Below are 19,416 nucleotides of genomic sequence, written 5' to 3' on the forward strand. Positions count from 1 at the left end.
AGCGTGGCGGTCAGGCCCGGTGCGGCGGCTGCGGCTCGCCCGGTAGGAGGGTGCCCCCGCCGTGCTCCTGCGCCTCGTCCGCGCCGTCGGCCGTGCTCAGCGGCTTGACGTTGAGGATGAAGTCGCCGTCGTGGGCCTTGAGGCCGTAGTCGACGGCCTGCTCCACGGCCTCGGCCGCCCGGTCCTCCCTGCGGATCAGCGGGTCGGCGCGCAGGTCCTTGTAGAGCGACACGCACAGCAGCACCATCACGATCACGAACGGCAGCGCCATGATGATCGTGATGTTCTGGATGCCGGTCAGGGCGTCGTCCCCGCCGACGAGCAGCATCACTGCGGCGATCGCGCCCATCACGGCGCCCCAGAAGATGACGATGCCGCGGCCGGGCTCGAGGGAGCCCCGCTGCGAGATCGTGCCCATCACCACGGACGCGGCGTCGGCGCCGGAGACGAAGAAGATCGCCACGAGCAGCATCGCGACCACGGAGAGCACCACGCCGCCCGGGTAGGACTGCAGCAGCCCGAACAGCTGCTCCTCCTGCCCGCCGGACGCGAGGTTCAGGCCCCCGGACTGCCGCGAGATCGCGGCTCCGCCGAAGATCGCGAACCAGATCAGCGACACGAGGCTGGGGATGAGGATCACGCCGGCGATGAACTGCCGGACGGTCCGGCCGCGCGAGATGCGGGCGATGAACATGCCCACGAACGGCGTCCAGGAGATCCACCAGGCCCAGTAGAAGACCGTCCAGCTCTGCAGCCACTCGGCCGTCTCCGGGCCGTCGGCGCCGGTGCGGGCGGCCATCGACGCCAGGTCGGCGAGGTAGTGGCCGACGGTGCCGGGCAGCAGGTTGAGGATCAGCACGGTCGGGCCGACGACGAACACGAAGAACGCGAGTACCGCGGCGAGCACCATGTTGATGTTCGACAGCCACTGGATGCCCTTGGCCACGCCGCTGACCGCCGAGGCGATGAACGCGATGGTCAGCACCACGATGATCACGACGAGCAGCGGGGTGCCGGGGTTGTGCATCCAGCCGCCGGCCTGCAGGCCGCCGCCGATCTGCAGCGCGCCGAGCCCGAGCGACGCCGCCGAGCCGAAGAGCGTCGCGAAGATCGCGAAGATGTCGATCGCCTTGCCGAGGCCGCCCTGCGTGCGCCGGGTGCCCAGCAGCGGCGCGAACGCGGCCGAGATCAGCTGGCTGCGGCCCTTGCGGAAGGTGCCGTAGGCGATCGCGAGCCCGACGACGGCGTAGATCGCCCACGGGTGCAGCGTCCAGTGGAACAGGGTGGTCGCCATCGCGGCGTCGAGCGCCTGCGGGCTGCCCGGCGCGGCGCCGGTGCCCGGCGGCGGCGTGGTGAAGAAGGACAGCGGCTCGGCCACGCCGAAGAACATCAGGCCGATGCCCATGCCGGCGGAGAACATCATCGCGACCCACGAGGACGTCCGGAACTCCGGTCGCTCGTCGTCGCGGCCGAGCGGGATCTTGCCGTAGCGGCTCGCGGCCAGCCAGATCGCGAACACCACGAACCCGCTGGCGGCGAGGATGAAGAACCAGCCGCCGCCGCTCATGATCCCGCCGAGCACGGCGCTCGCGACCGACGACAAGGTGCCCGTGGCGACGGTGCCCCAGATGATGAACGCGACGACCAGCGCCGCCGAGACGCCGAAGACGACCTTGTCGGTCGGCTTCCGCCGGTCCGCCGCGCCGCCGCCCTCGACGACGGGGTCGACCGCCGTGGCGTCGTCGGGGTCCGGGGTGGGTGGGGGGCCGCCGGTGGTGGGTTCCTTCACTGTCATGCCTGGCTTCCCGCCGGAGGCGGGGTCCCCCTCACGTCTCGTCGTCCGGTCCGTGTGCGTTCGTCACCATCGGTCCCAGGACGGGCGGAGTCAACCTCGCCGTCCTTCCCGTTTCGTGTGTCGCATTCGGTTGCGCAGAGGGGGGACCAGGACGAACCGGCCGATCGACCTGCGGCAGAACGGGCGAACGGGCGTTCGGGATCGTTACCCGAACGTCACGGCGTGGACGACCACCCCTCGTCGGACACCCCGCCCGGCACGGGAGCGGCCGGGTCGTAGGGCGTGCGGGTGAAGACGAAGGTGGCGAGGTTCAGTGCGACGGGGTCGAGCCGGAGCGTCTCACCGGCGAAGTAGCCGTCGAGCCCGACCCACGTGCCGTCCGGGCGCGGCCGGAACCGGGAGGAGCGGCCGGCCCTGCCGAGCCCGCCCAGGTGCAGCAGCCCACCGGGGACCGCGCGCAGCACGTACGGCGAGGGGCCCCAGTACCAGGGGCCGAGCAGCTCGGCGGGCACCGGCGACGCGGCGGGCGACCACGCCGCGACGACGGTCGGCTCGGCCGCGCGGAGGTCGGCGAGCAGCCGGGAGGGGAGGGCGCCGTCGAGCCCGGAGGTGACGTTGGCCAGCGCGAGCGCCGCGGTGCCCTCCTCGCGGTCGGCCCACAGTCCGGCGAGGAAGCCCGGCATCGAGCCGCCGTGCCCGACCAGCGTGCGGTCCTCGTGCCGCTGCACCTGCACCCCCAGCCCGTACGACGACCAGGTCGGGCCCGAGAAGTCGACGCCCGCCGGGATCGTCATCTCCTCGCCGGTGGCGGGGGACAGGACGTCGCCGGTGTCGCCGAGCAGGAAGGCGCCGAGCCGGCCGAGGTCGGTCGCGGTCGCCCACAGCTGGCCGGCCGCGGCCATCACCCCCGCGTGGTGCTCGGGCTCGGCGAGCAGCTCGTCCGACCACGGGTGCACGGCGTAGCCCCGCGCGGCGCGGCCCTCGGGACGCGGGGTGGTGCGGCGCATCCCGAGCGGGAGCAGCACCTCGTCCCGGGCCACCTCCTCCCAGGCGCGCCCGCGCGCCCGCGCGACCAGCTCGCCGAGCAGGCCGAAGCCGAGGTTGGAGTAGTGGAACCGGCGCCCGCCGGGCAGGACGCGGTGCTCCTCGGCCAGCCCGAGGTCCTCGAGCGTGCCGCCCGGGGTGCGCTCCCACCACTGCCCGGGGCTCTCCGACGTCGCGCCGGCGGTGTGCGAGAGCAGCTGGGTGAGCGTGCGGTCGCCGAGCGGGGTGCCGGGCACGTGCTTCTCGAGCGGGTCGTCGAGGTCGAGCAGGCCCTCGTCGCGCAGCCGCAGCACCGTGATCGCGCAGACGGTCTTGGAGATCGAGCCGAGCCGGTACTGGACGTCGGCGTGCGGCTCGTCGACCGCGCCCCGCCCCGCGGACCACGCCAGCGTCCGGTCGCGGACCACGCCGGCGACGAGGGAGGGACAGCGCCCGTCGCGCTGCGCCCGGGCGACGCGGGCGAGCAGGGTGCGTTCGGTCGACGGCAGCAGCGAGCTCATGATCGGACGCTAGCGAGGCGCTCCACCAGCGCCGTGACCCGGTGGTCCACCAGCCGCCGCATGACGAGCGCGGTGGTGGTCCGCTCGACGCCGTCGATGGCGAGCAGCAGGCCGGCGATGCGGTAGAGGTCGTCGGCGTCGCGTGCGACGGCCTGCACCAGCAGGTCGCCCTCGCCGGTCATGCCGAGGACCTCGATCACCTCCGGCACGGCCGCGAGCGCGTCGGCCACGGGGTCGAGCTTGCGCTGCACCACCGTGACCGTCACGTACGCGGTGAGCGGGTAGCCGAGTGCCGCCGGGTCGATCCGCCGCTCCACGCTGCCCAGCACCCCGCTCTCCTCGAGCCGGGTGAGCCGGGCCTGCACGGTGTTGCGGGACAGCCCCGCGCGCTCGGCGAGCGCGAGCGCCGTGCCGCGCGGGTTCTCGGCCAGGGCGAGCAGCAGGCGCGCGTCGATCGTGTCGATCGGGGCCGGCCGGTCGGTGCGGTCGGCACTGTGCATCCTGCTCGCCTCCTCGCGGTGCCGGGCCGCCGCGGTGTGCAGGATGCACGTGATGGCGGCCTCGACTTGTGCAGGGAGCGTATCGGTGGTGCGCTCGTCGGGCACCGTGCACGAGAGGAGCCCACCGATGACCGCCGTCTCCGACTCCCGACCCGCCGGCACCGACCGGCTCGCGGTACTGGGGGAGATCGAGCAGCGGGTGCGCTGGCTCTCCACCGCGATCATCGACCACGCCAACCGCGTCCGGCCCAACCCGACCGGGCTGAAGGTCGGCGGGCACCAGGCGTCGTCGGCGTCGATGACCACGCTGATGACCGCGCTGTGGTTCGAGCACCTGCGCTCCGGCGACCGCGTCTCGGTCAAGCCGCACGCCTCGCCGGTGCTGCACGCAATCAACTACCTCCTCGGCGAGCTCGACGAGTCGTACCTGACCACGCTGCGGGCGTTCGGGGGGCTGCAGAGCTACCCGTCGCGGTCGAAGGACCCCGACCCGGTCGACTACTCGACGGGCTCGGTCGGCATCGGCGCCACCGCTCCCATCTGGGGTGCGCTGGCCCGTCGGTACATCACGACGCTGGGGGAGCAGGCCGGCGCCGGGCGGCAGTACTCGCTGGTCGGCGACGCGGAGCTCGACGAGGGCGCGGTCTGGGAGGCGATCCTGGACCCGATGGTCGCCGACCTGGGCGAGGTCGTGTGGCTCGTCGACCTGAACCGGCAGAGCCTGGACCGGGTGGTGCCGAACATCGGTGCGCCGCGGCTGCAGGGCATGTTCGCCGCGGCCGGCTGGCAGGTCCTCACCGTCAAGTACGGGCGGCTGCTGCACGAGCTGTTCGAGCGCCCGGGGGGTGCGGCGCTGCAGCACCGGATCGACGAGATGACCAATCCGGAGTACCAGCGCCTGCTGCGCTGCACCCCGGCCCAGCTGCGGGAGCGGCTGCCGGACTCGCCGGAGCTGGCGCAGCTCGTCGGCACGCTCGACGACGCGACCCTGCACGCCGCGATCCGCAACCTGGGCGGGCACGACCTGCAGGCCGTCGGCGACGCCTTCGCGCAGATCGACGACACCCGCCCGACCGTCGTGTTCGCCTACACGGTCAAGGGGTTCGGGCTGGCCAGCGAGGGGCACCCGCAGAACCACTCGTCGCTGCTGACGGCCGGCCAGATCGCCGAGCTGGCGGAGCGCTCGGGGATGTCGCTCGACGCCCCGTGGCAGCGCTTCGGACCGGACACGCCGGCGGGCCGGTTGTGCGCCGAGACCGCCGAGCGGCTGCGCCGGGGCCCGGTCGAGGGCGTGGCCGCCCCGGCCCTGCCCACCGACATCGGCCGGACGCCGTCGGGCCGGGCGACCACGCAGGCCGCGCTGGGCCGCGCGCTGCTGGACCTGACCCGGGAGGCGCCCGAGGCGGCGCGGCGGGTGGTCACGCTGTGCCCGGACGTGTCCTCGTCGACCAACCTCGGTGGCTGGGTGAACAAGGTCGGCGTGTGGTCGCCGGCCGAGCGCCGCGACTGGTTCGACGACGACCCCGAGACGATCCTGCACTGGCGGGAGCGGCCCACGGGACAGCACATCGAGCTGGGCATCGCGGAGGGCAACCTGGTCGGCGCGCTCGGCGAGCTGGGCGCGACGTGGAGCCGGTGGGGCCAGCCGCTGCTGCCGATCGGGGTGCTCTACGACCCGTTCGTCGAGCGGGCGCTGGAGCCGTGGTCGTTCGGGATCTACGCGGGCGGGCAGTCGATCCTGGTCGGCACGCCGTCCGGGGTGTCGCTCGCCCCCGAGGGCGGGGCGCACCAGTCGATCACCACGCCCTCGGTGGGGCTGGAGCAGCCCGGCTGCGTCACCTACGAGCCGGCCTTCGCGATCGACGTCGAGTGGACCCTGCTGGCCTCGCTGGCCCGGCTCGGCCGGCCGGACGGGACCAGTGCCTACCTGCGGCTGTCCACCCGGCCCGTCGACCAGTCGCTCGCCGCGGTGCCGGCCGACCCGGCGGCCCGCGAGCGGCGTCGCCGGCAGGTCGTGGCGGGCGCCTACCCCCTGCGGACCGGCGAGAACCCGGCGGTGACGATCGCCGCGATGGGCGCGATGGTGCCCGAGGCGCTGGCCGCGGCCGAGCGGCTAGAGTCGCTGGGCACGGCCGTCGACGTCGTCGTGGTCACCAGCCCGGGGCTGCTGTTCGACGCGGTCCGGGCCCGGGCCGGGCACGGCAGCGCGGACACGTGGATCCTCGACGCCGCCTTCCCGGCCCGTAAGGCCACGCCGCTGGTGACCCTGCTCGACGGGCACCCGCACACGCTGGCCTTCCTCGCCGGGATCAACCAGGTCCGCGCCACCCACCTCGGCGTGACTCGGTTCGGGCAGTCCGGCGACCTCGACAGCGTCTACCGCTACCACGGAATCGACGCGGACAGCGTGGTCGGCGCCGCCCTCGACCTGCTCTGACAGCGCCTGGGGGGCGGGAGGCGGCGGGCGGGTGAGCTCCTGAGGCGTGTGCGCCCCGGGGCGCGGGTCAGGGCGCGGTCCACTCCTCCGGCAGGGGGACCACGGTCGCCGACGCGTTGTCCCGGCTGCCCGCGGTGAGCGCGGCGTCGACCAGGTCGTGCGCGGCGCGGGCGGGCGCGTCGGCCCGGCGGACCAGGAACGCGATCGTCTCGGGGTCGAGCACGCGGTGCACCCCGTCGCTGACCAGCACCAACGTGCCCGGCCCGGCGGGTCCCCCGGCGTGGCCGGCGGTGCCGTGGTCGACGCTGCCGACCGTCGTCATGACGACGTGCTCCCACGCCGGGACCACGTCCTTGCCGCGGTCGCGGAGGTACTGCGCGACGGTGTGGTCGTGGGTGAGCAGCTCGACGCCGCGGTCGGTGACGAGCAGGGCACGGCAGTCGCCGACCCAGGACACCGACCAGCCGCCGCCGGGGAGCCCGGCGGCGACGACCATGACCGCGTCGTCCGCGCCCGGTTCGAGCCGCACGGCGTCGCGGGCGGCGAGCAGCGCCTCCAGCGAGCCGGCCCGCGACGCGATCGCGGCGGCCACGTCGGCGGAGACGCGGGCGGCCAGCGCGGCGGCGGCGGAGTCGCCGATGCCGTCGGCGACCGCGACCGCGAGGTCACGGCCGGTGCCCTGGGCGGCGACGGCGTCCGCGGCGACGCGGCGCAGGCCGCGCACCGAGGCGGAGCCGGCGGGCCCGCGCCCGCGCCGGGCCGGGACCGGCCGCAGGGGCAGCGTGTGCGACGGGCTGTCGTGCGTGAGGTCGGGCGGGGTGCGGGGCTCCGGGACCGCGGCGGGCGTGGAGCGCGGCAGGCGGTAGGTCGGTCGCGCGGGGACTGTCGCCGGGGTCATGCGGGCACCTCCCGAGATAGGGGGCGCGGGGCGGGCCGTGAGGGGGGATTCCGGCCGACGCCACCGCGCCGCACCACCGAGACTCCCCGCCGATCCTGTGGGCCGCCTGTGCGTGGCCTGAGGTGACGGCGTGACCCGCGCCCCGCCTTCCTGTGCCGCGTCCCCCGAGGTGATCGCCGGCGGTCGGGGCGTTCGGCCGCCCGTCAGCGGCCGGGCTCTCCGCCCTCGCCGAACCCGCCGTCCTTGTCGTCGCCCTGGTCGGCGAGGAAGCGCTCGACCTCGGCGGCCAGCTCGTCGGCGCTGGGCAGGTCCCCGCCCAGCCCGCCGGACCCGCGCTGCCGGCCGGCCGCGACGGCGTCGTACTGCTTCTCCAGCGCCTCGACGACCTCGGCGACCTCGGCCGACCCCGCCACCTGCTCGGCGATCTCGGCGTCGGTGCGCTCCGCCGCCTTCGACAGCTCCTCGGTGGACAGGTACAGCCCGGTGGCGACGGCGGTGTGGTCGAGCAGCGTGCGCGCGGCCTGCGGGTACTCGGCGCGGGCCAGGTAGTGCGGCACGTGCACCGCGAAGCCCATCGCGTCGATCCCCGCCTCGCCGAGCCGGTACTCGAGCAGCGCGGCCGCACTGCCGGGTACCTGCGCCTCGGCGAACCACGGCTCGTGCCCCTCGACGAGCTCCTTGCGCGAGGCGTGCGCGGTCACCCCGATCGGCCGGGTGTGCGGCACCGCCATCGGGATGCCCTGCAGGGTCACCACCAGCCGGATGTCGAGCCGCCGCACGAGCTGCTCGAGCGCGGCGACGAACCGCTCCCACTGGGTGTCCGGCTCCGGGCCGGCGAGCAGCAGGAACTCGGCCTCGGCGGCGTCGGTGAGGGAGACGACGTCGAGCACCGGGGGCTCGTAGGCGACCCACCGGTCGGTGTCGAAGGTCAGCGGCGGCCGGCGCGAGCGGTAGTCGACGAGCTGGTCGACGTCGAACGAGGCGAGCGTGCGCGGCTCCTTGCCCTCGCGCAGCGCCTCGACGGCGAGCCGCCCCGCGCCGCCGGCGTCGACGAACCCGTCGAGCACCACCAGCAGCACCGACCCGTCGGGGTTGGCGTCGGGGTCGACGTCGACGCCCTCCTCGACCCGGTACAGCTCCGCGGGATCCAGCACCTGTCGTACCTCCTCGTCGGCGGCCCTTGCGGGCTCCATCCTCGCGTGCAACGCCCGGCCGCCCGCACAGCATCCCCCTATTCGCCGCGGATGTGCGGGCGGCGCCCGGATCCGCGCCCTCGACTCGCGTGCCGATTCCGCCCCGCCCGGGCTCCGACCCCGGCCTCGCCCCCGCCCGCGGATCGTCTGGTGTGATCCCGCCCGGACGAGGCGTGACGTCGTCGGCGGACACGGGCGTGTCGTCGTCCGATGACGGAGGATCGGTGGCGTCATGGGGAGTGAGCGCGCGTATCTGGTCTGGTCGGCGGGGCTTCTGGCCTATCTCGTGGGGGTCATGCAGCGGACGTCGTTCGGCGTCGCCGGGCTCGACGCGGCCGAGCGCTTCGGCGCGACGCCGGCGGTGCTGTCCGGCTTCGTGGTGCTGCAGCTGCTCGTCTACGCGTCGCTGCAGGTCCCCACCGGTGTCCTGCTGGACCGCTTCGGCGCGAAGGCGCTGGTGGTGGCCGGTGCCCTCCTGATGGCGGCGGGCCAGGCCGCGCTGGCGCTCGCGACCTCGTTGCCGCTCGCCATCGCCGCGCGTGTGCTCGTCGGTGCCGGCGACGCCTTCACCTTCATCAGCGTGCTGTCCGTCCTGGGCTCCTGGTTCCCCGCCCGCCGGGTCCCGGTGCTCACCCAGCTCACCGGCCTGCTCGGGCAGATCGGCCAGGTGCTCTCCGCGATCCCGCTGGCCGCGATCCTGCACGGCCCGGGCTGGACCCCCGCGTTCCTCGCGGCCGCGGGCCTCGGCGTGCTGTCCGCGCTGGCCGTGCTCGCGGTGTTCCGGGAGAGCCCGCCCGGCGGCCCCGTTCGTCCCGACGCGCCGACCCCGCGCGAGGTGCTCGACGGGCTGCGGTCCTCCTGGCGCGAGCCCGGCACCCGGCTCGGGTTCTTCACGCACATGGGCACGCAGTTCTCCGGGACGGTGTTCGGCCTGCTCTGGGGCGTGCCGTACCTGGTCGCCGGGCAGGGCGTGGGGCAGGGGACGGCGAGCGCGCTGCTGACCCTGCTCGTCGCGGTCGGCATCGTGGCGGGGCCGCTGTTCGGCACGTTCACCGCCCGGCACCCGTTCCGCCGCTCGTACCTGGTCATCGGGGTCATCGCACTGACCGCGACGGTCTGGACCGTCGTGCTGCTGGTCCCGCCGCCGGCGCCGCGCTGGCTGCTGGTCGTGCTCGTCGTCGTGCTGGCGCTGGGGCCGCCCGGCTCGATGGTCGGGTTCGACTACGCCCGCACCTTCAACCCGAGCCGGCGGCAGGGCACGGCGGTCGGGATCGTCAACGTCGGCGGCTTCTCGGCGTCGCTGGTGCTGGCGCTGGTGGTCGGGCTGGTGCTGAGCGTGCTCGGCGGCTACACGCCCGCCGCCTTCCGTGCGGCCTGGACGGTGCAGTACGCCCTCTGGGCGATCGCCCTGACGGGGATCGTCGTGATGCGGGCGCGGGCCCGCCGGAACCTCCGTGAGGCCGGCACGGCCGTCCCCACCCTGCGCGAGTTCGTCCGGGACCGGCGCACCCGCGCGTAGGGACCCCCCGAGTCGATCACCCGTTGGTGAACATCGTTACCGTTACCATCCTCATCACGGAGGGGAGCGGGACGATGCGGATCGCGTTCGTCGGCAAGGGCGGGAGCGGCAAGACGACGACGGCGGCGCTCTTCGCGCGCTACGTCGCGAACCGGGGCCTGCCGGTCCTGGCGATCGACGCCGACATCAACCAGCACCTCGGCGTCGCGCTGGGGGCGGACCCGGAGGCAGCCCCGCCGCGCGCACTCGGCAGCGACCTGACCTGGCTGAAGGACCACCTGCGGGGTGACAACCCGCTGCTGCCCTCGGCCGACGTCATGATCAAGACGACGCCGCCCGGGCCCGGATCGCGGCTGCTCGACCTCGACCCCGCCGGTGAGCTGCTGTGCCGCTACTCCGCCGAGGTCGGCGGCGTGCGGTACCTGGTGACGGGCGAGTTCGACGAGTCCGACATCGGCGTGTCCTGCTACCACTCGAAGACCGGCGCGGTGGAGCTCTACCTCAACCACATGGTCGACGGGCCGGGGGAGTACGTCGCCGTCGACATGACCGCCGGCGCGGACGCCTTCGCCTCCGGCCTCTTCACCCGCTTCGACCTCACCGTGCTCGTCTGCGAGCCGACCCGCCGCGGGGTGGGCGTCTACACGCAGTACGCGGCGCACGCGGCCGACCACGGCGTGGCGCTGCGGGTGGTGGGCAACAAGGTCGCCGACGCCGACGACGTCGCCTACCTGCGCGAGGAGGTCGGCGACGCGTTGCTCGGCTGCTTCTCCCAGTCCGCGTGGGTGCGCGCCGCGGAGCGCGGCCGGATCCGGCCGGTCGACGAGCTGGAGCCCGCGAACCTCACCGTGCTGGCCCGGATCCTCGCCGACCTCGACGGCCGCACCCGCGACTGGGCGGGCTACCACCGCGCCACCGTGGAGTTCCACCTGCGCAACGCCCGGTCCTGGGGCAACGGCGCCACCGGCGTCGACCTCTCCGACCAGGTGGTCCCGGACTTCCTGCCCGTGGCGCCCCAGCGCGCCTGATCCACCCGACCTCCTGTTCACCTGCAGAAAGGAAGCCCATGTCCCTCGACGTCCCCACCGCCGTCCTCGAGGCCGCCGAGCGCCGGGAGATGGACGACGCGCAGTTCCTCGCCGTCGTCCGCGACTCCCTGCCCTACGCGTGGGAGGTGGTGTCCGCCGCGGCGGCCGATCGCACCGACGAGAAGCCGTTCGGCGAGCACGAGGTCCCGCCGCCGTCGGAGAAGGAGCGCGGCCAGCTGCTGCGCGCCCTCGCGAGCACCTCGATCCGCGGCGCGCTGGAGCGGCACTTCGGTGTGGTCCTGGCCTTCCAGAACTGCCACCGGGTCGCCGCGTTCGCCCCGGCCGCCGTCGACTCCGAGATCTACCGCGAGTTCATCAGCCCGCGCGGGCAGATCCTCAACCAGTCCCCGGAGCTGCGGGACTGCTGACCGAAACGCAGTGTGGAACCATAATGCGCGCAGGCATCGCCTGTTCGCGCATTATGGTTCCATGACGCGGTCACAATGCCGCTCGGATCACTCCGCCAGGAGGCGGTAGATGGTCTTGCGGGCCTCGGTGAGGGCCTCGGTGGCCGTGGCGATCTGCTCGGCCGTACCGGTGGCCATCACCTGCTGGGCGGCGGCGTGCAGCTGTGCGAGCTGCTGCCAGAGGGCGGTGTCGGGACCGTCCTCCTCCTCGCCGTCGAAGGCGGACCAGACCTTGTCGAGCTCCTCGCGGTGCTCCTCGACGTACGCCGTGCCCGCCTCGGTGAGGTGGACGACGCGGCGGCCGTCGGTCTGCTCCACGCGGACCAGGCCCTCGTCCTCGAGCTGCGACAGGGTGGGGTAGACCGAGCCGGGGCTCGGCTTCCAGTGCCCGCCGGAGCGCTCGGCGATCTCCTGGATGATCTCGTAGCCGTGCCGCGGCTGCTCCGCGACCAGCGCGAGGACGGCCAGCCGGACGTCCCCGCGCCCGCGCCGTCCGCGGCCGCCGGGGCCGCGCCGGCCGGGGCCGAAGCCGCGGCCACCCGGCCCGAAGCCGCGTCCGAACGGGCCGCCGGGGCCGAAACCGGGGCCGAAGGGGCCGCCCGGCCCGCCGGGGCCGAACCGCGGGCCGCCGTGCCGGCGACGCAGGCGCTCGGCCCCGTCCTCGGCGTCGATGTTCACGTTCACGTTCACGTCGGGCGCTCCCGGGGTCGTGTCGGCGAAGGGGCCGAACGGCCGGCGGTGCGGACCGCCTCGACGTCCGGCGCCGCGACCGCGACCCCGCGGACCGAAGCCGGTGCCGAAGCCCGGCCCGAACCCGCCGAACCGCGGGCCGAAGGGGGAGTCCCAGGTGGGGTTGTCGGCAGACATGGTGTGTCTCCTTCTCGTCGTGAGCCTTCTTGATCGGTAGCTCGTGTGCCATCACGATATATCGCTATCTATCGGCGATGCAACAGCTTCCTGAGACGTCCTCAGTGTCGGCGCGCAGCGTTCGCCGTCCAGCCGGTTCGGTGAGGGCGCACTCCGGTGCCCGGCGGGCCCGCCCGGTGTGGGTCGGATCACCCGTTCCCCGCTGCTGGTCCTGTTCGTCCGATTCGTGAGATCCTGGCGCGGTCGCACGCGAGTCGGAGGTGTCCATGCTGCGGGTGCTCGGGGCCGCGCTCCTCGTGGTGCTGGCGTTCACGCTGGCCGGGGCGCTGTACCAGGTACTGGCGTGGGCCGTCGCGGTCGGCGCGCTCGTGTTCGCGGGGGTCGTGGTGTGGTCGCTCTCGACCCGCGACGGCGGGGGGCGCGTCCGGCGCTGAGGGGTGCCGACGGAGCGCGGGGGTCGTCGCCGCCGTCACACCAGGGGTGGAACGCACAGGGTCCGGCGGGCGTTGAAGCGGACATGACGACCTCTTCCGGCTCGCGCTCCTCCGCGGGGCGGCGGGCCGCGCTCCTGACCCTGGCCCGCGTGATCGTGCAGAGCCGCAAGCCGGGTACGCCCGGCCTCGGCGACCGCGCCCGCGCGCTGCCCCGCATGGTGACGGGCGCCCTGAGCGGGCGCTCCGGTGTGCTGACCCGCGGGCGGCTCGCGCTCCTGGTCCTGGCCCTCGCCTACATCGTGTCGCCGGTCGACCTGGTCCCGGAGGCCTTCACCTCGGTGTTCGGCCTGGTCGACGACGGTGTCGTGGCCCTCTGGCTCGGCGGCGCCCTGCTCGTCGAGACCCAGCGCTTCCTGGAGTGGGAGCGCGACGGCCGCCCGCAGGTGGTCGAGGGCGAGCTCATCGGGTAGTCCCTGGGAACAGGTGGCGCCGGCCCGGGGGTTCGCGTTCGGCGACGAGCCGATCCCCGGGAGACGGGCGGCCGTAGGCTGCGAAGCCGTGCGCGCGATCGTCTGCGAGACCCCCGGTGGGCCCGAGGCCCTGAGCCTGCAGGACATCCCCACGCCCGAGCCCGGTCCCGGCGAGGTCCGGGTGCGGGTGGAGGCCGCGGGGGTCAACCCGATCGACTGGAAGACACGGTCGGGGCTCGGTCCGGCGAAGTCGTTCGGCGGGAAGCCGTTCGTCGTCGGCTGGGACGTGGCCGGGGTGGTCGACGCGCTGGGGCCGGACACCGACCTCGACGAGCGCGGGTACGCGGTCGGCGACTCCGTCCTCGGCATGGCCCGGTTCCCCAGCCCGGACGGCGCCTACGCCGAGTACGTCACCGCGCCTGCCGGGCACTTCCGGGCGCGCCCCGCGGACCTGTCGGTGGTGGAGGCGGCCGCGTTGCCCCTCGCCGGGATGACGGCGTGGCAGAGCCTCGTCGACGTCGGGCACCTGGAGGCGGGGCAGCGAGTGCTGATCCACGCCGCGGCCGGCGGCGTCGGGCACCTCGCGGTGCAGATCGCGAAGGCGCGCGGGGCGCACGTGATCGGCACGGCGTCGGCGGCGAAGCACGACCTGCTGCGCGAGCTGGGCTGCGACCAGGTCGTCGACTACCGGACGGAGCGGTTCGAGCAGGTCGTCGAGCCCGTCGACCTGGTCTACGACCTCATCGGCGGCGAGACGGCCGTGCGCTCGTTCGATCTGGTGAAGCCCTCCGGAATGCTCATCTGCCTCCCGACGATCGCGGTCGAGGCCGCGGTGAAGGCGGCCGAGGAGCGCGGGGTCAAGGCCTCCGGCGCCTACGTGCGCGCGGGTGGGCCGGGGCTCTCCGAGCTGCTCCGGCTGCACGCCGACGGGAAGCTCCGTGTGCGCGTGGCCGAGACCTTCCCGCTGGAGCGGGCCGCCGACGCCCACCGGCTGGGCGAGCAGGGCCGCACGACGGGGAAGATCGTCCTCACGATCTAGTGCGGTGACCACGAACGTTCACCGGTCCTCGCGCGCCCGGGCGGCCCCTCGCGGCGTTGCCCCCGCACCCCGGTACGCCCGGTACAGGCGGTGCGGGGGCGCCTTGCGAGGAACCCCCCGGATCACGCGATCACCCGGCGAACGTTCGTGGTCACCGCACTGGGGTCGCCGTGCTCGCGGAGGAGGGAGTCGAGGAAGTCCTCCGCCTCCGCGGCGGCCGCGGCGGCGTCGCCGGACCGGATCGCGGCCAGCAGGCCGGTGTGGCTCTCGCACCGGCCGCCCGCGACCGTCGTCGCGACGCTGGCGTGCACCACCTCCGTGAGCCCCCGGTAGAGCTCGGCCAGCACCGCGTTGTGGGCGCAGCGCAGGACCAGCTGGTGGAAGGTCAGGTCGGCCCGGATGAAGGCCGCGAGGTCCGCGGCCCCCTCGGCCTCCGTGCAGGCCGCCATGGCCCGTTCCAGCTCGGCCAGCTCCTCCGGTGTGCGGTGCCCCGCGGCGAGCCGGGCGCCCTCGGTCTCGAGCAGCCGGCGCACCTGGAGCACCTCGCGCAGCTCCGTCCCGGCGAGCCGGCCGATCGCCCCCGAGATCTCGCTCGTGGCCCGGACGTACGTGCCGTCGCCCTGGCGGACCTCCAGCAGCCCGGCGTGGGCGAGCGCACGCACCGCCTCGCGCACCGTGTTGCGCCCGACCCCCAGCGTCCCGGCGAGCTCGGGCTCGGGCGGGAGCCGGGTGCCGACCGGCCACTCGCCCGCGGCCACGGTCGCGCGGATCTGCTCGATGACCTGGTCGACGAGCCCGGTACGACGGGTGGTGGCCAAGGGCACAGGCGCATCCTTTCATCCGAACATGGGACGTCTGTCAGAGTAGTCGCCATGGCAGTCGGGGATCCGAGAGGCGCCGCGCACACTCCGGACGGGGCGTCCGCCGGGCCGATCGCGCCCGCGCGCGGTGAGCACCACCTGATCGCCGACGGGCAGGCGCTCGAGATCGCGGGGGAGGCCGCCGCCGAGGAGCGGCTCGCGCCCGCCCGGTTCGGCCCGCTGCGCGGGAGCCTGCTGCTCGCCGTGGGCGTCGTGCTCGCCGCGGTGAACCTGCGGGCGGCGGTGACCAGCGCGTCGTCGCTGCTCGGCGACGTCCGGACCGGGCTCGGGGCCTCGGCGGCCTGGACGAGCCTGCTCACCACCGCGCCCACGCTGTGCTTCGCCCTCGCGGGCCTGGCCGCCCCGGTGCTGGCCCGGCGGGTCGGCCTGGCCCGCGCGATCGGCGTGGCGCTGGCCGTGCTCGGCGTCGGTCTCGTCGTGCGGGTCCTGGGCGGCGCGGGCGTGATGCTGGGCGGCACGTTCGTGGCCTGTGCCGGCATCGCGGTGGCCAACGTGCTGGTCCCGGTGGTCGTCAAGGAGTCGTTCGCCCACCGGGTCGGGCTGATGACCGGCCTCTACACCGCGGCGCTGCAGGGCAGCGGCGCGCTGGGCTCGGCACTGACCCCGCCGTTGGAGGGACCTGCGGGCGGGTGGCGCGGGGCGCTCGTCCTCTGGGCGGCGCTCGCCCTGGTGGCGCTGGTCGTGTGGATCGTGGGCGCACGGCACCGGCCGGCGCCGCAGGTGCGCCGCACGGCCCGGCACGCCTCGTGGGGCCGGCTGCTGCGCAGCCCGGTCGCCTGGTCGGTCACCGCGTTCATGGGGCTGCAGTCCTTCATGGCCTACGTCGTGATGGGCTGGCTGCCGCAGATCTACCTGGGCGCGGGCCTGTCCAAGGGGACCGCGGGGGTGATGCTCAGCATCGCGACGCTCGTCGCCGTGCCGTTCAGCCTGATGGTGCCCGCGATCGCCGCGCGGCGGCGGAGCCAGTCGGGCTGGAACGCCGGGATCACCCTGCTCGCGATCGCCGGCGCGCTCGGGCTGATGCTCGCGCCCGCCCAGGTGCCGTGGCTGTGGGCGGTGCTGCTCGGCACCGGGATGACCGTGTTCGCCATGGCGATGACCGTGATCACGCTGCGCGCGGGCGACGCCGAGACGGCGGCCGGGCTGTCCGCGATGGCGCAGGGCTTCGGCTACCTCATCGCCTCGACGGGCCCGATGCTCGTCGGGCTGCTGCACGAGGCGACCGGCGGCTGGACCGTCTCGCTCGCCGTGCTGCTCGTCGCCCTGGTCGCGCAGCTGGTCGCGGGCGTGCTGGCCGGGCGGCCCCGCACCGTCTGACCGGCTGGGCCCCGAGGGGGGCGTGTTCAGGTGACGGCGGTGTCAGGCGACGGCGGTGCGCAGGGCCGGCACGTAGCCGCGGACGTACCCGGTGGCCGTGGGGTGGTAGGCGCCCGGGCCGCCGGGCGCCACGATCCACGGGGCGGCGCTGCACAGCCCGTGTCCGGCGAAGGCGGGCCGGACGTCGACGAACGTCGCCCCGAACCGCCGCGCGGTCTCGGCGATCCGGTCGTTCAGCACGTCCGCCCCGGCGTCGATGCGCGCGCTGCGGACCGTGTTGAGCGGGCAGCCCGGCCCCCTGCCGAAGAGGCGCGGGTACCCGAGGACCACGACCTTCGCGCCCGGGGCGCGCACGTGCACCGTGCCGAGGACGACCGCCAGGGCGGAGGGCAGGACGTACCGGGCCACCCGCTCGCCCGCCTGGACGGCCTGGTCGCAGGCGGCGTCGTCGGGCGCCGTGGCGCAGCGGGCGAGGACCGGGGCGAACCCGGTGTCGTTGCCGCCCACGGTGAGCGTGACGAGGTCGGTGTCCTTCGTGACCGCGGAGACCTGGTCGCGCAGCACGCCCACGGTGGTCGCGCCGCTGCACGCGACCGAGGTGAACGACGCCGGGTGGGTCGCGGCGGCGTAGCGGGCCGGGTAGGAGGCGGCGCTGCGGGCGCACGCGCCGCTCGTGCCGTCCGGGGTGCCGCCGACGCCCGCGGCGTAGGAGTCGCCGAGCGCGACGTAGTCGACGGGTGGGGCGGCGGAGGCGGTCTGCACGCCCGCGAGCGTCGCGGCCAGGGCCAGGACGAGCGGGACGACCGTTCGGCGGAGCCCGGGGCGGAAGCGGCGCACGATCCCATCCAGCCAGCCGGCCGCCGCCCGGCACAACCGCCGTCCGGTGATCGCGGGGAGGAGCGCCCGCCGTCGATCGACCTCGGCCGCGCCGACCGAACCGTCTGACCTACCGGACGACCGTTCAACCGGCTAGCGTGCGGAGCGTGTCGGTGCCGACGGAGGAGCGGGAGACGGTGACATGGCCCGCGGACGGGTTGGTCGCCGTCGTCAAGCAGGACTGTCCGACCTGCCGGCTGGTCGAGCCCGTGCTCGCCGGCCTGCCGGGGCTGACCGTCTTCACCCAGGACGATCCCGCGTTCCCCGCGGGCGTCGCCGACCGGCGCGACGACACGGACCTGGACGCCAGCCTCGCCCTCGACATCGAGACCGTGCCCACGCTCGTCCGGTTCGCCGGCGGCGTCGAACAGGGCCGGATCGTCGGGTGGAGCCGCGCGCAGTGGGCGGAGTTCACGGGCGTCGCCGACCTGGGCGAGGGCCTGCCGGAGTACCGGCCGGGCTGCGGCTCCCGCACCCAGGACCCGGACGTGGCCGAGGAGATCCTGGTCCGCACCCGCGGCGGGTCGCTGCGGGCGCGCCGGCTGGAGATCGCGGCGCTCGAGGACGAGGCGGAGGCGCTCTTCGACCGCGGGTTCACCGACGGGCTACCGGTCGTCGCCCCGACCCCGGCGCGGGTGCTGCGCATGCTGGAGGGCACCTCGCGCAAGCCGGACGAGGTGGTGGCCGTGGTCCCGCCGAACCTGGCCGAGGCGACCGTGGAGAAGGTGGCGATCAACGCCGTCCTCGCCGGGTGCCGGCCGGAGTACCTGCCCGTCGTGCTCGCCGCGGTCGAGGCGGCGTGCACGGACGAGTTCAACGCCCACGGCCTGCTCGCCACCACCTGGGGCGCCGGTCCGGCGATCGTCGTCAACGGTCCGATCCGCGGCGAGATCGGGATGAACTGGGCCGGCAATGCGCTCGGCCAGGGCAACCGCGCCAACTCGACGATCGGCCGGGCGCTGCAGCTGGTGATCCGCAACGTCGGCGGCGGGCGCCCGCAGGAGGTCGACCGGGCCGCGCTGGGTCACCCCGGCAAGGTCGGGTTCTGCTTCGCCGAGGACGAGGAGGGCTCGCCGTTCGAGCCGCTCGCGCAGAGCCGCGGGGTGCCTGCCGGGCGCTCGGCCGTCACGGTCTTCGCGGCGGAGGGGCCGCGCGGGCTCGCCGACCAGATCTCCCGCGCCCCCGAGTCGTTGGCCCGGTCGCTCGCGCAGGGCCTGCGGTCGGTCTGCCACTGGAAGCTGCCCGGCGGGTTCGACGCGTCCCTGGTCCTGAGCCCGGAGCACGGCCGGACCTTCCGGGAGGCGGGCTGGGACCGCGCCCGGCTGCACCGGGAGCTGGACGAGCTGTTGCTGCTGGACCGTGCCGAGATCACCCGCGGGGCGGGCGGCATCGACGAGGGCGTGCCCGCGCGCGCGTCGGACCGTCCCGTGCCGAAGTTCCGGCCGGGCGGTTACATGATCATGTACGCCGGCGGTGGCGCCGGGATGTTCTCGGCCGTGATCGGCGGCTGGGCCGGTGGACCGGGCGGGAGCGCGCCCGTGACGAGGGAGGTCGACCCGTGGCGGTGAGCCCTGCCGGAGCGACGGGGTCGCTGGTGATCCTGGACCCGACGGACGAGTCCGCGCCCGACGCGCGCACCGCGCTCGAGCGCCCGGCCTCGCTCGACGGGCTGCGCGTCGGCCTGCTCGACATCTCCAAGGCCCGCGGCGACGTGTTCCTCGACCGGCTCGCCGAGCTGCTCGCCGAGCGCGGGATCACGGTGCGCCGCTACGCCAAGCCGACGTTCACCAAGCCGATGCCGCCGGACCTGCGGCGCGAGATCACCACCGAGTGCGACGTGGTGATCGAGGCCCTCGCCGATTGAGGCTCGTGCACGTCGTGCAGTGTGCACGACTTCGTCGCCCTCGAGGGCCGGGGCGTGATCGCGGCCTTCCTCGCGTCGACGCAGTTCGTGGTGGCCGCCGAGGCCCAGGCGAAGGCGCTCGGGTACCGCGAGGTGCCGTCGGTGTTCGTGCCGCACCCGATCCAGGACCGCACGGACGACGAGCTGCGCGCGCTCGCCGACGCCGCGCTGGAGGAGGTGCTGGCGGCCGTCACCCGGCGGTGAGCGCCTGCCGCTGCTCCGGCGTGCAGCCCTTCGCCAGGGTGGCC

At 74.9% G+C, this 19,416-nt stretch carries 18 protein-coding genes; 10 read left to right on the forward strand and 8 right to left on the reverse strand.

The features are described 5' to 3' along the window. Nucleotides 1–10 precede the first annotated feature (10 nt). From LWC33_RS10365 to LWC33_RS10375, 3 genes are all read right to left on the reverse strand, one after another. On the reverse strand, nucleotides 11–1,795 hold the full coding sequence (locus LWC33_RS10365) for a BCCT family transporter (protein ID WP_233304066.1): 1,785 nt from the start codon (nucleotides 1,793–1,795) through the stop codon (nucleotides 11–13). Nucleotides 1,796–2,010: 215 nt separating this feature from the next. Then, a complete protein-coding gene (locus LWC33_RS10370; protein ID WP_233304067.1) occupies nucleotides 2,011–3,339 on the reverse strand; it encodes a serine hydrolase domain-containing protein in 1,329 nt (442 codons plus the stop codon). Further along, complete coding sequence (locus tag LWC33_RS10375; protein ID WP_233304068.1) at nucleotides 3,336–3,839, reverse strand: Lrp/AsnC family transcriptional regulator; 504 nt, start codon at nucleotides 3,837–3,839, stop codon at nucleotides 3,336–3,338. The genes LWC33_RS10370 and LWC33_RS10375 overlap by 4 nt, the downstream gene beginning before the upstream one ends. Nucleotides 3,840–3,966: 127 nt before the next feature. Between LWC33_RS10375 and LWC33_RS10380 the strand changes: the two genes are divergently transcribed. Beyond that, nucleotides 3,967–6,276, forward strand: a complete 2,310-nt coding sequence (locus LWC33_RS10380; protein ID WP_233304069.1) for a thiamine pyrophosphate-binding protein — start codon at nucleotides 3,967–3,969, stop codon at nucleotides 6,274–6,276. A 67-nt stretch (nucleotides 6,277–6,343) separates the two neighbouring features. Here the strand turns inward: LWC33_RS10380 and LWC33_RS10385 are convergent, their stop codons facing one another. Together LWC33_RS10385 and LWC33_RS10390 are read right to left on the reverse strand one after the other, a co-directional pair. Continuing rightward, on the reverse strand, nucleotides 6,344–7,174 hold the full coding sequence (locus LWC33_RS10385) for a PP2C family protein-serine/threonine phosphatase (protein ID WP_233304070.1): 831 nt from the start codon (nucleotides 7,172–7,174) through the stop codon (nucleotides 6,344–6,346). A 203-nt stretch (nucleotides 7,175–7,377) separates the two neighbouring features. Next, nucleotides 7,378–8,328, reverse strand: a complete 951-nt coding sequence (locus tag LWC33_RS10390; RefSeq protein WP_233304071.1) for a proteasome assembly chaperone family protein — start codon at nucleotides 8,326–8,328, stop codon at nucleotides 7,378–7,380. Between the two features lie 271 nt (nucleotides 8,329–8,599). On the opposite strand from LWC33_RS10390, the gene LWC33_RS10395 reads away from it, so the two are divergent. The 3 genes from LWC33_RS10395 (at nucleotide 8,600) to LWC33_RS10405 (ending at nucleotide 11,342) form a co-directional block, all read left to right on the forward strand. Continuing rightward, a complete protein-coding gene (locus LWC33_RS10395; protein ID WP_233304072.1) occupies nucleotides 8,600–9,886 on the forward strand; it encodes an MFS transporter in 1,287 nt (428 codons plus the stop codon). 74 nt (nucleotides 9,887–9,960) lie between these two features. After that, nucleotides 9,961–10,914: an ATP-binding protein gene (locus LWC33_RS10400; RefSeq protein WP_233304073.1), complete on the forward strand. Its 954-nt coding sequence runs from the start codon at nucleotides 9,961–9,963 to the stop codon at nucleotides 10,912–10,914. A 38-nt stretch (nucleotides 10,915–10,952) separates the two neighbouring features. Next, a complete protein-coding gene (locus LWC33_RS10405) occupies nucleotides 10,953–11,342 on the forward strand; it encodes an SCO5389 family protein (protein WP_233304074.1) in 390 nt (129 codons plus the stop codon). A gap of 87 nt (nucleotides 11,343–11,429) precedes the next feature. Here LWC33_RS10405 and LWC33_RS10410 read toward each other — a convergent pair whose 3' ends face one another. Then, nucleotides 11,430–12,248, reverse strand: a complete 819-nt coding sequence (locus LWC33_RS10410; protein ID WP_233304075.1) for a PadR family transcriptional regulator — start codon at nucleotides 12,246–12,248, stop codon at nucleotides 11,430–11,432. 266 nt (nucleotides 12,249–12,514) lie between these two features. Between LWC33_RS10410 and LWC33_RS10415 the strand changes: the two genes are divergently transcribed. The 3 genes from LWC33_RS10415 (at nucleotide 12,515) to LWC33_RS10425 (ending at nucleotide 14,191) form a co-directional block, all read left to right on the forward strand. Further along, nucleotides 12,515–12,682, forward strand: coding sequence for a hypothetical protein (locus LWC33_RS10415; RefSeq protein WP_233304076.1), 168 nt, complete (start codon nucleotides 12,515–12,517; stop codon nucleotides 12,680–12,682). 83 nt (nucleotides 12,683–12,765) lie between these two features. Continuing rightward, the gene (locus tag LWC33_RS10420; protein WP_233304077.1) at nucleotides 12,766–13,152 is read left to right on the forward strand and encodes a YkvA family protein; all 387 of its coding nucleotides are present in this window, start codon (nucleotides 12,766–12,768) and stop codon (nucleotides 13,150–13,152) included. A gap of 88 nt (nucleotides 13,153–13,240) precedes the next feature. Continuing rightward, entirely contained in the window at nucleotides 13,241–14,191 is a 951-nt protein-coding gene (locus LWC33_RS10425; RefSeq protein ID WP_233304078.1) for an NADP-dependent oxidoreductase, read from the forward strand. A 122-nt stretch (nucleotides 14,192–14,313) separates the two neighbouring features. Here the strand turns inward: LWC33_RS10425 and LWC33_RS10430 are convergent, their stop codons facing one another. Further along, nucleotides 14,314–15,015 carry a FadR/GntR family transcriptional regulator gene (locus LWC33_RS10430; protein ID WP_233304079.1) on the reverse strand — a complete coding sequence of 234 codons (702 nt, stop codon included), beginning with the start codon at nucleotides 15,013–15,015 and terminating at the stop codon, nucleotides 14,314–14,316. A gap of 48 nt (nucleotides 15,016–15,063) precedes the next feature. Between LWC33_RS10430 and LWC33_RS10435 the strand changes: the two genes are divergently transcribed. Then, nucleotides 15,064–16,389, forward strand: a complete 1,326-nt coding sequence (locus LWC33_RS10435; protein ID WP_233304080.1) for an MFS transporter — start codon at nucleotides 15,064–15,066, stop codon at nucleotides 16,387–16,389. A gap of 42 nt (nucleotides 16,390–16,431) precedes the next feature. Here LWC33_RS10435 and LWC33_RS10440 read toward each other — a convergent pair whose 3' ends face one another. Then, nucleotides 16,432–17,226, reverse strand: coding sequence for an SGNH/GDSL hydrolase family protein (locus tag LWC33_RS10440; protein ID WP_233304081.1), 795 nt, complete (start codon nucleotides 17,224–17,226; stop codon nucleotides 16,432–16,434). Nucleotides 17,227–17,372: 146 nt separating this feature from the next. Between LWC33_RS10440 and LWC33_RS10445 the strand changes: the two genes are divergently transcribed. Beyond that, nucleotides 17,373–18,833 (forward strand): thioredoxin family protein, encoded by a 1,461-nt coding sequence (locus LWC33_RS10445; RefSeq protein WP_233304082.1) that lies wholly within the window; start codon nucleotides 17,373–17,375, stop codon nucleotides 18,831–18,833. Between the two features lie 23 nt (nucleotides 18,834–18,856). Beyond that, nucleotides 18,857–19,372, forward strand: coding sequence for a UGSC family (seleno)protein (locus LWC33_RS35600; RefSeq protein ID WP_305080855.1), 516 nt, complete (start codon nucleotides 18,857–18,859; stop codon nucleotides 19,370–19,372). The last annotated feature ends 44 nt before the right edge of the window (nucleotides 19,373–19,416 follow it).

The organism is Pseudonocardia terrae (genome assembly GCF_021343995.1).
Lineage (GTDB): Bacteria > Actinomycetota > Actinomycetes > Mycobacteriales > Pseudonocardiaceae > Pseudonocardia > Pseudonocardia terrae.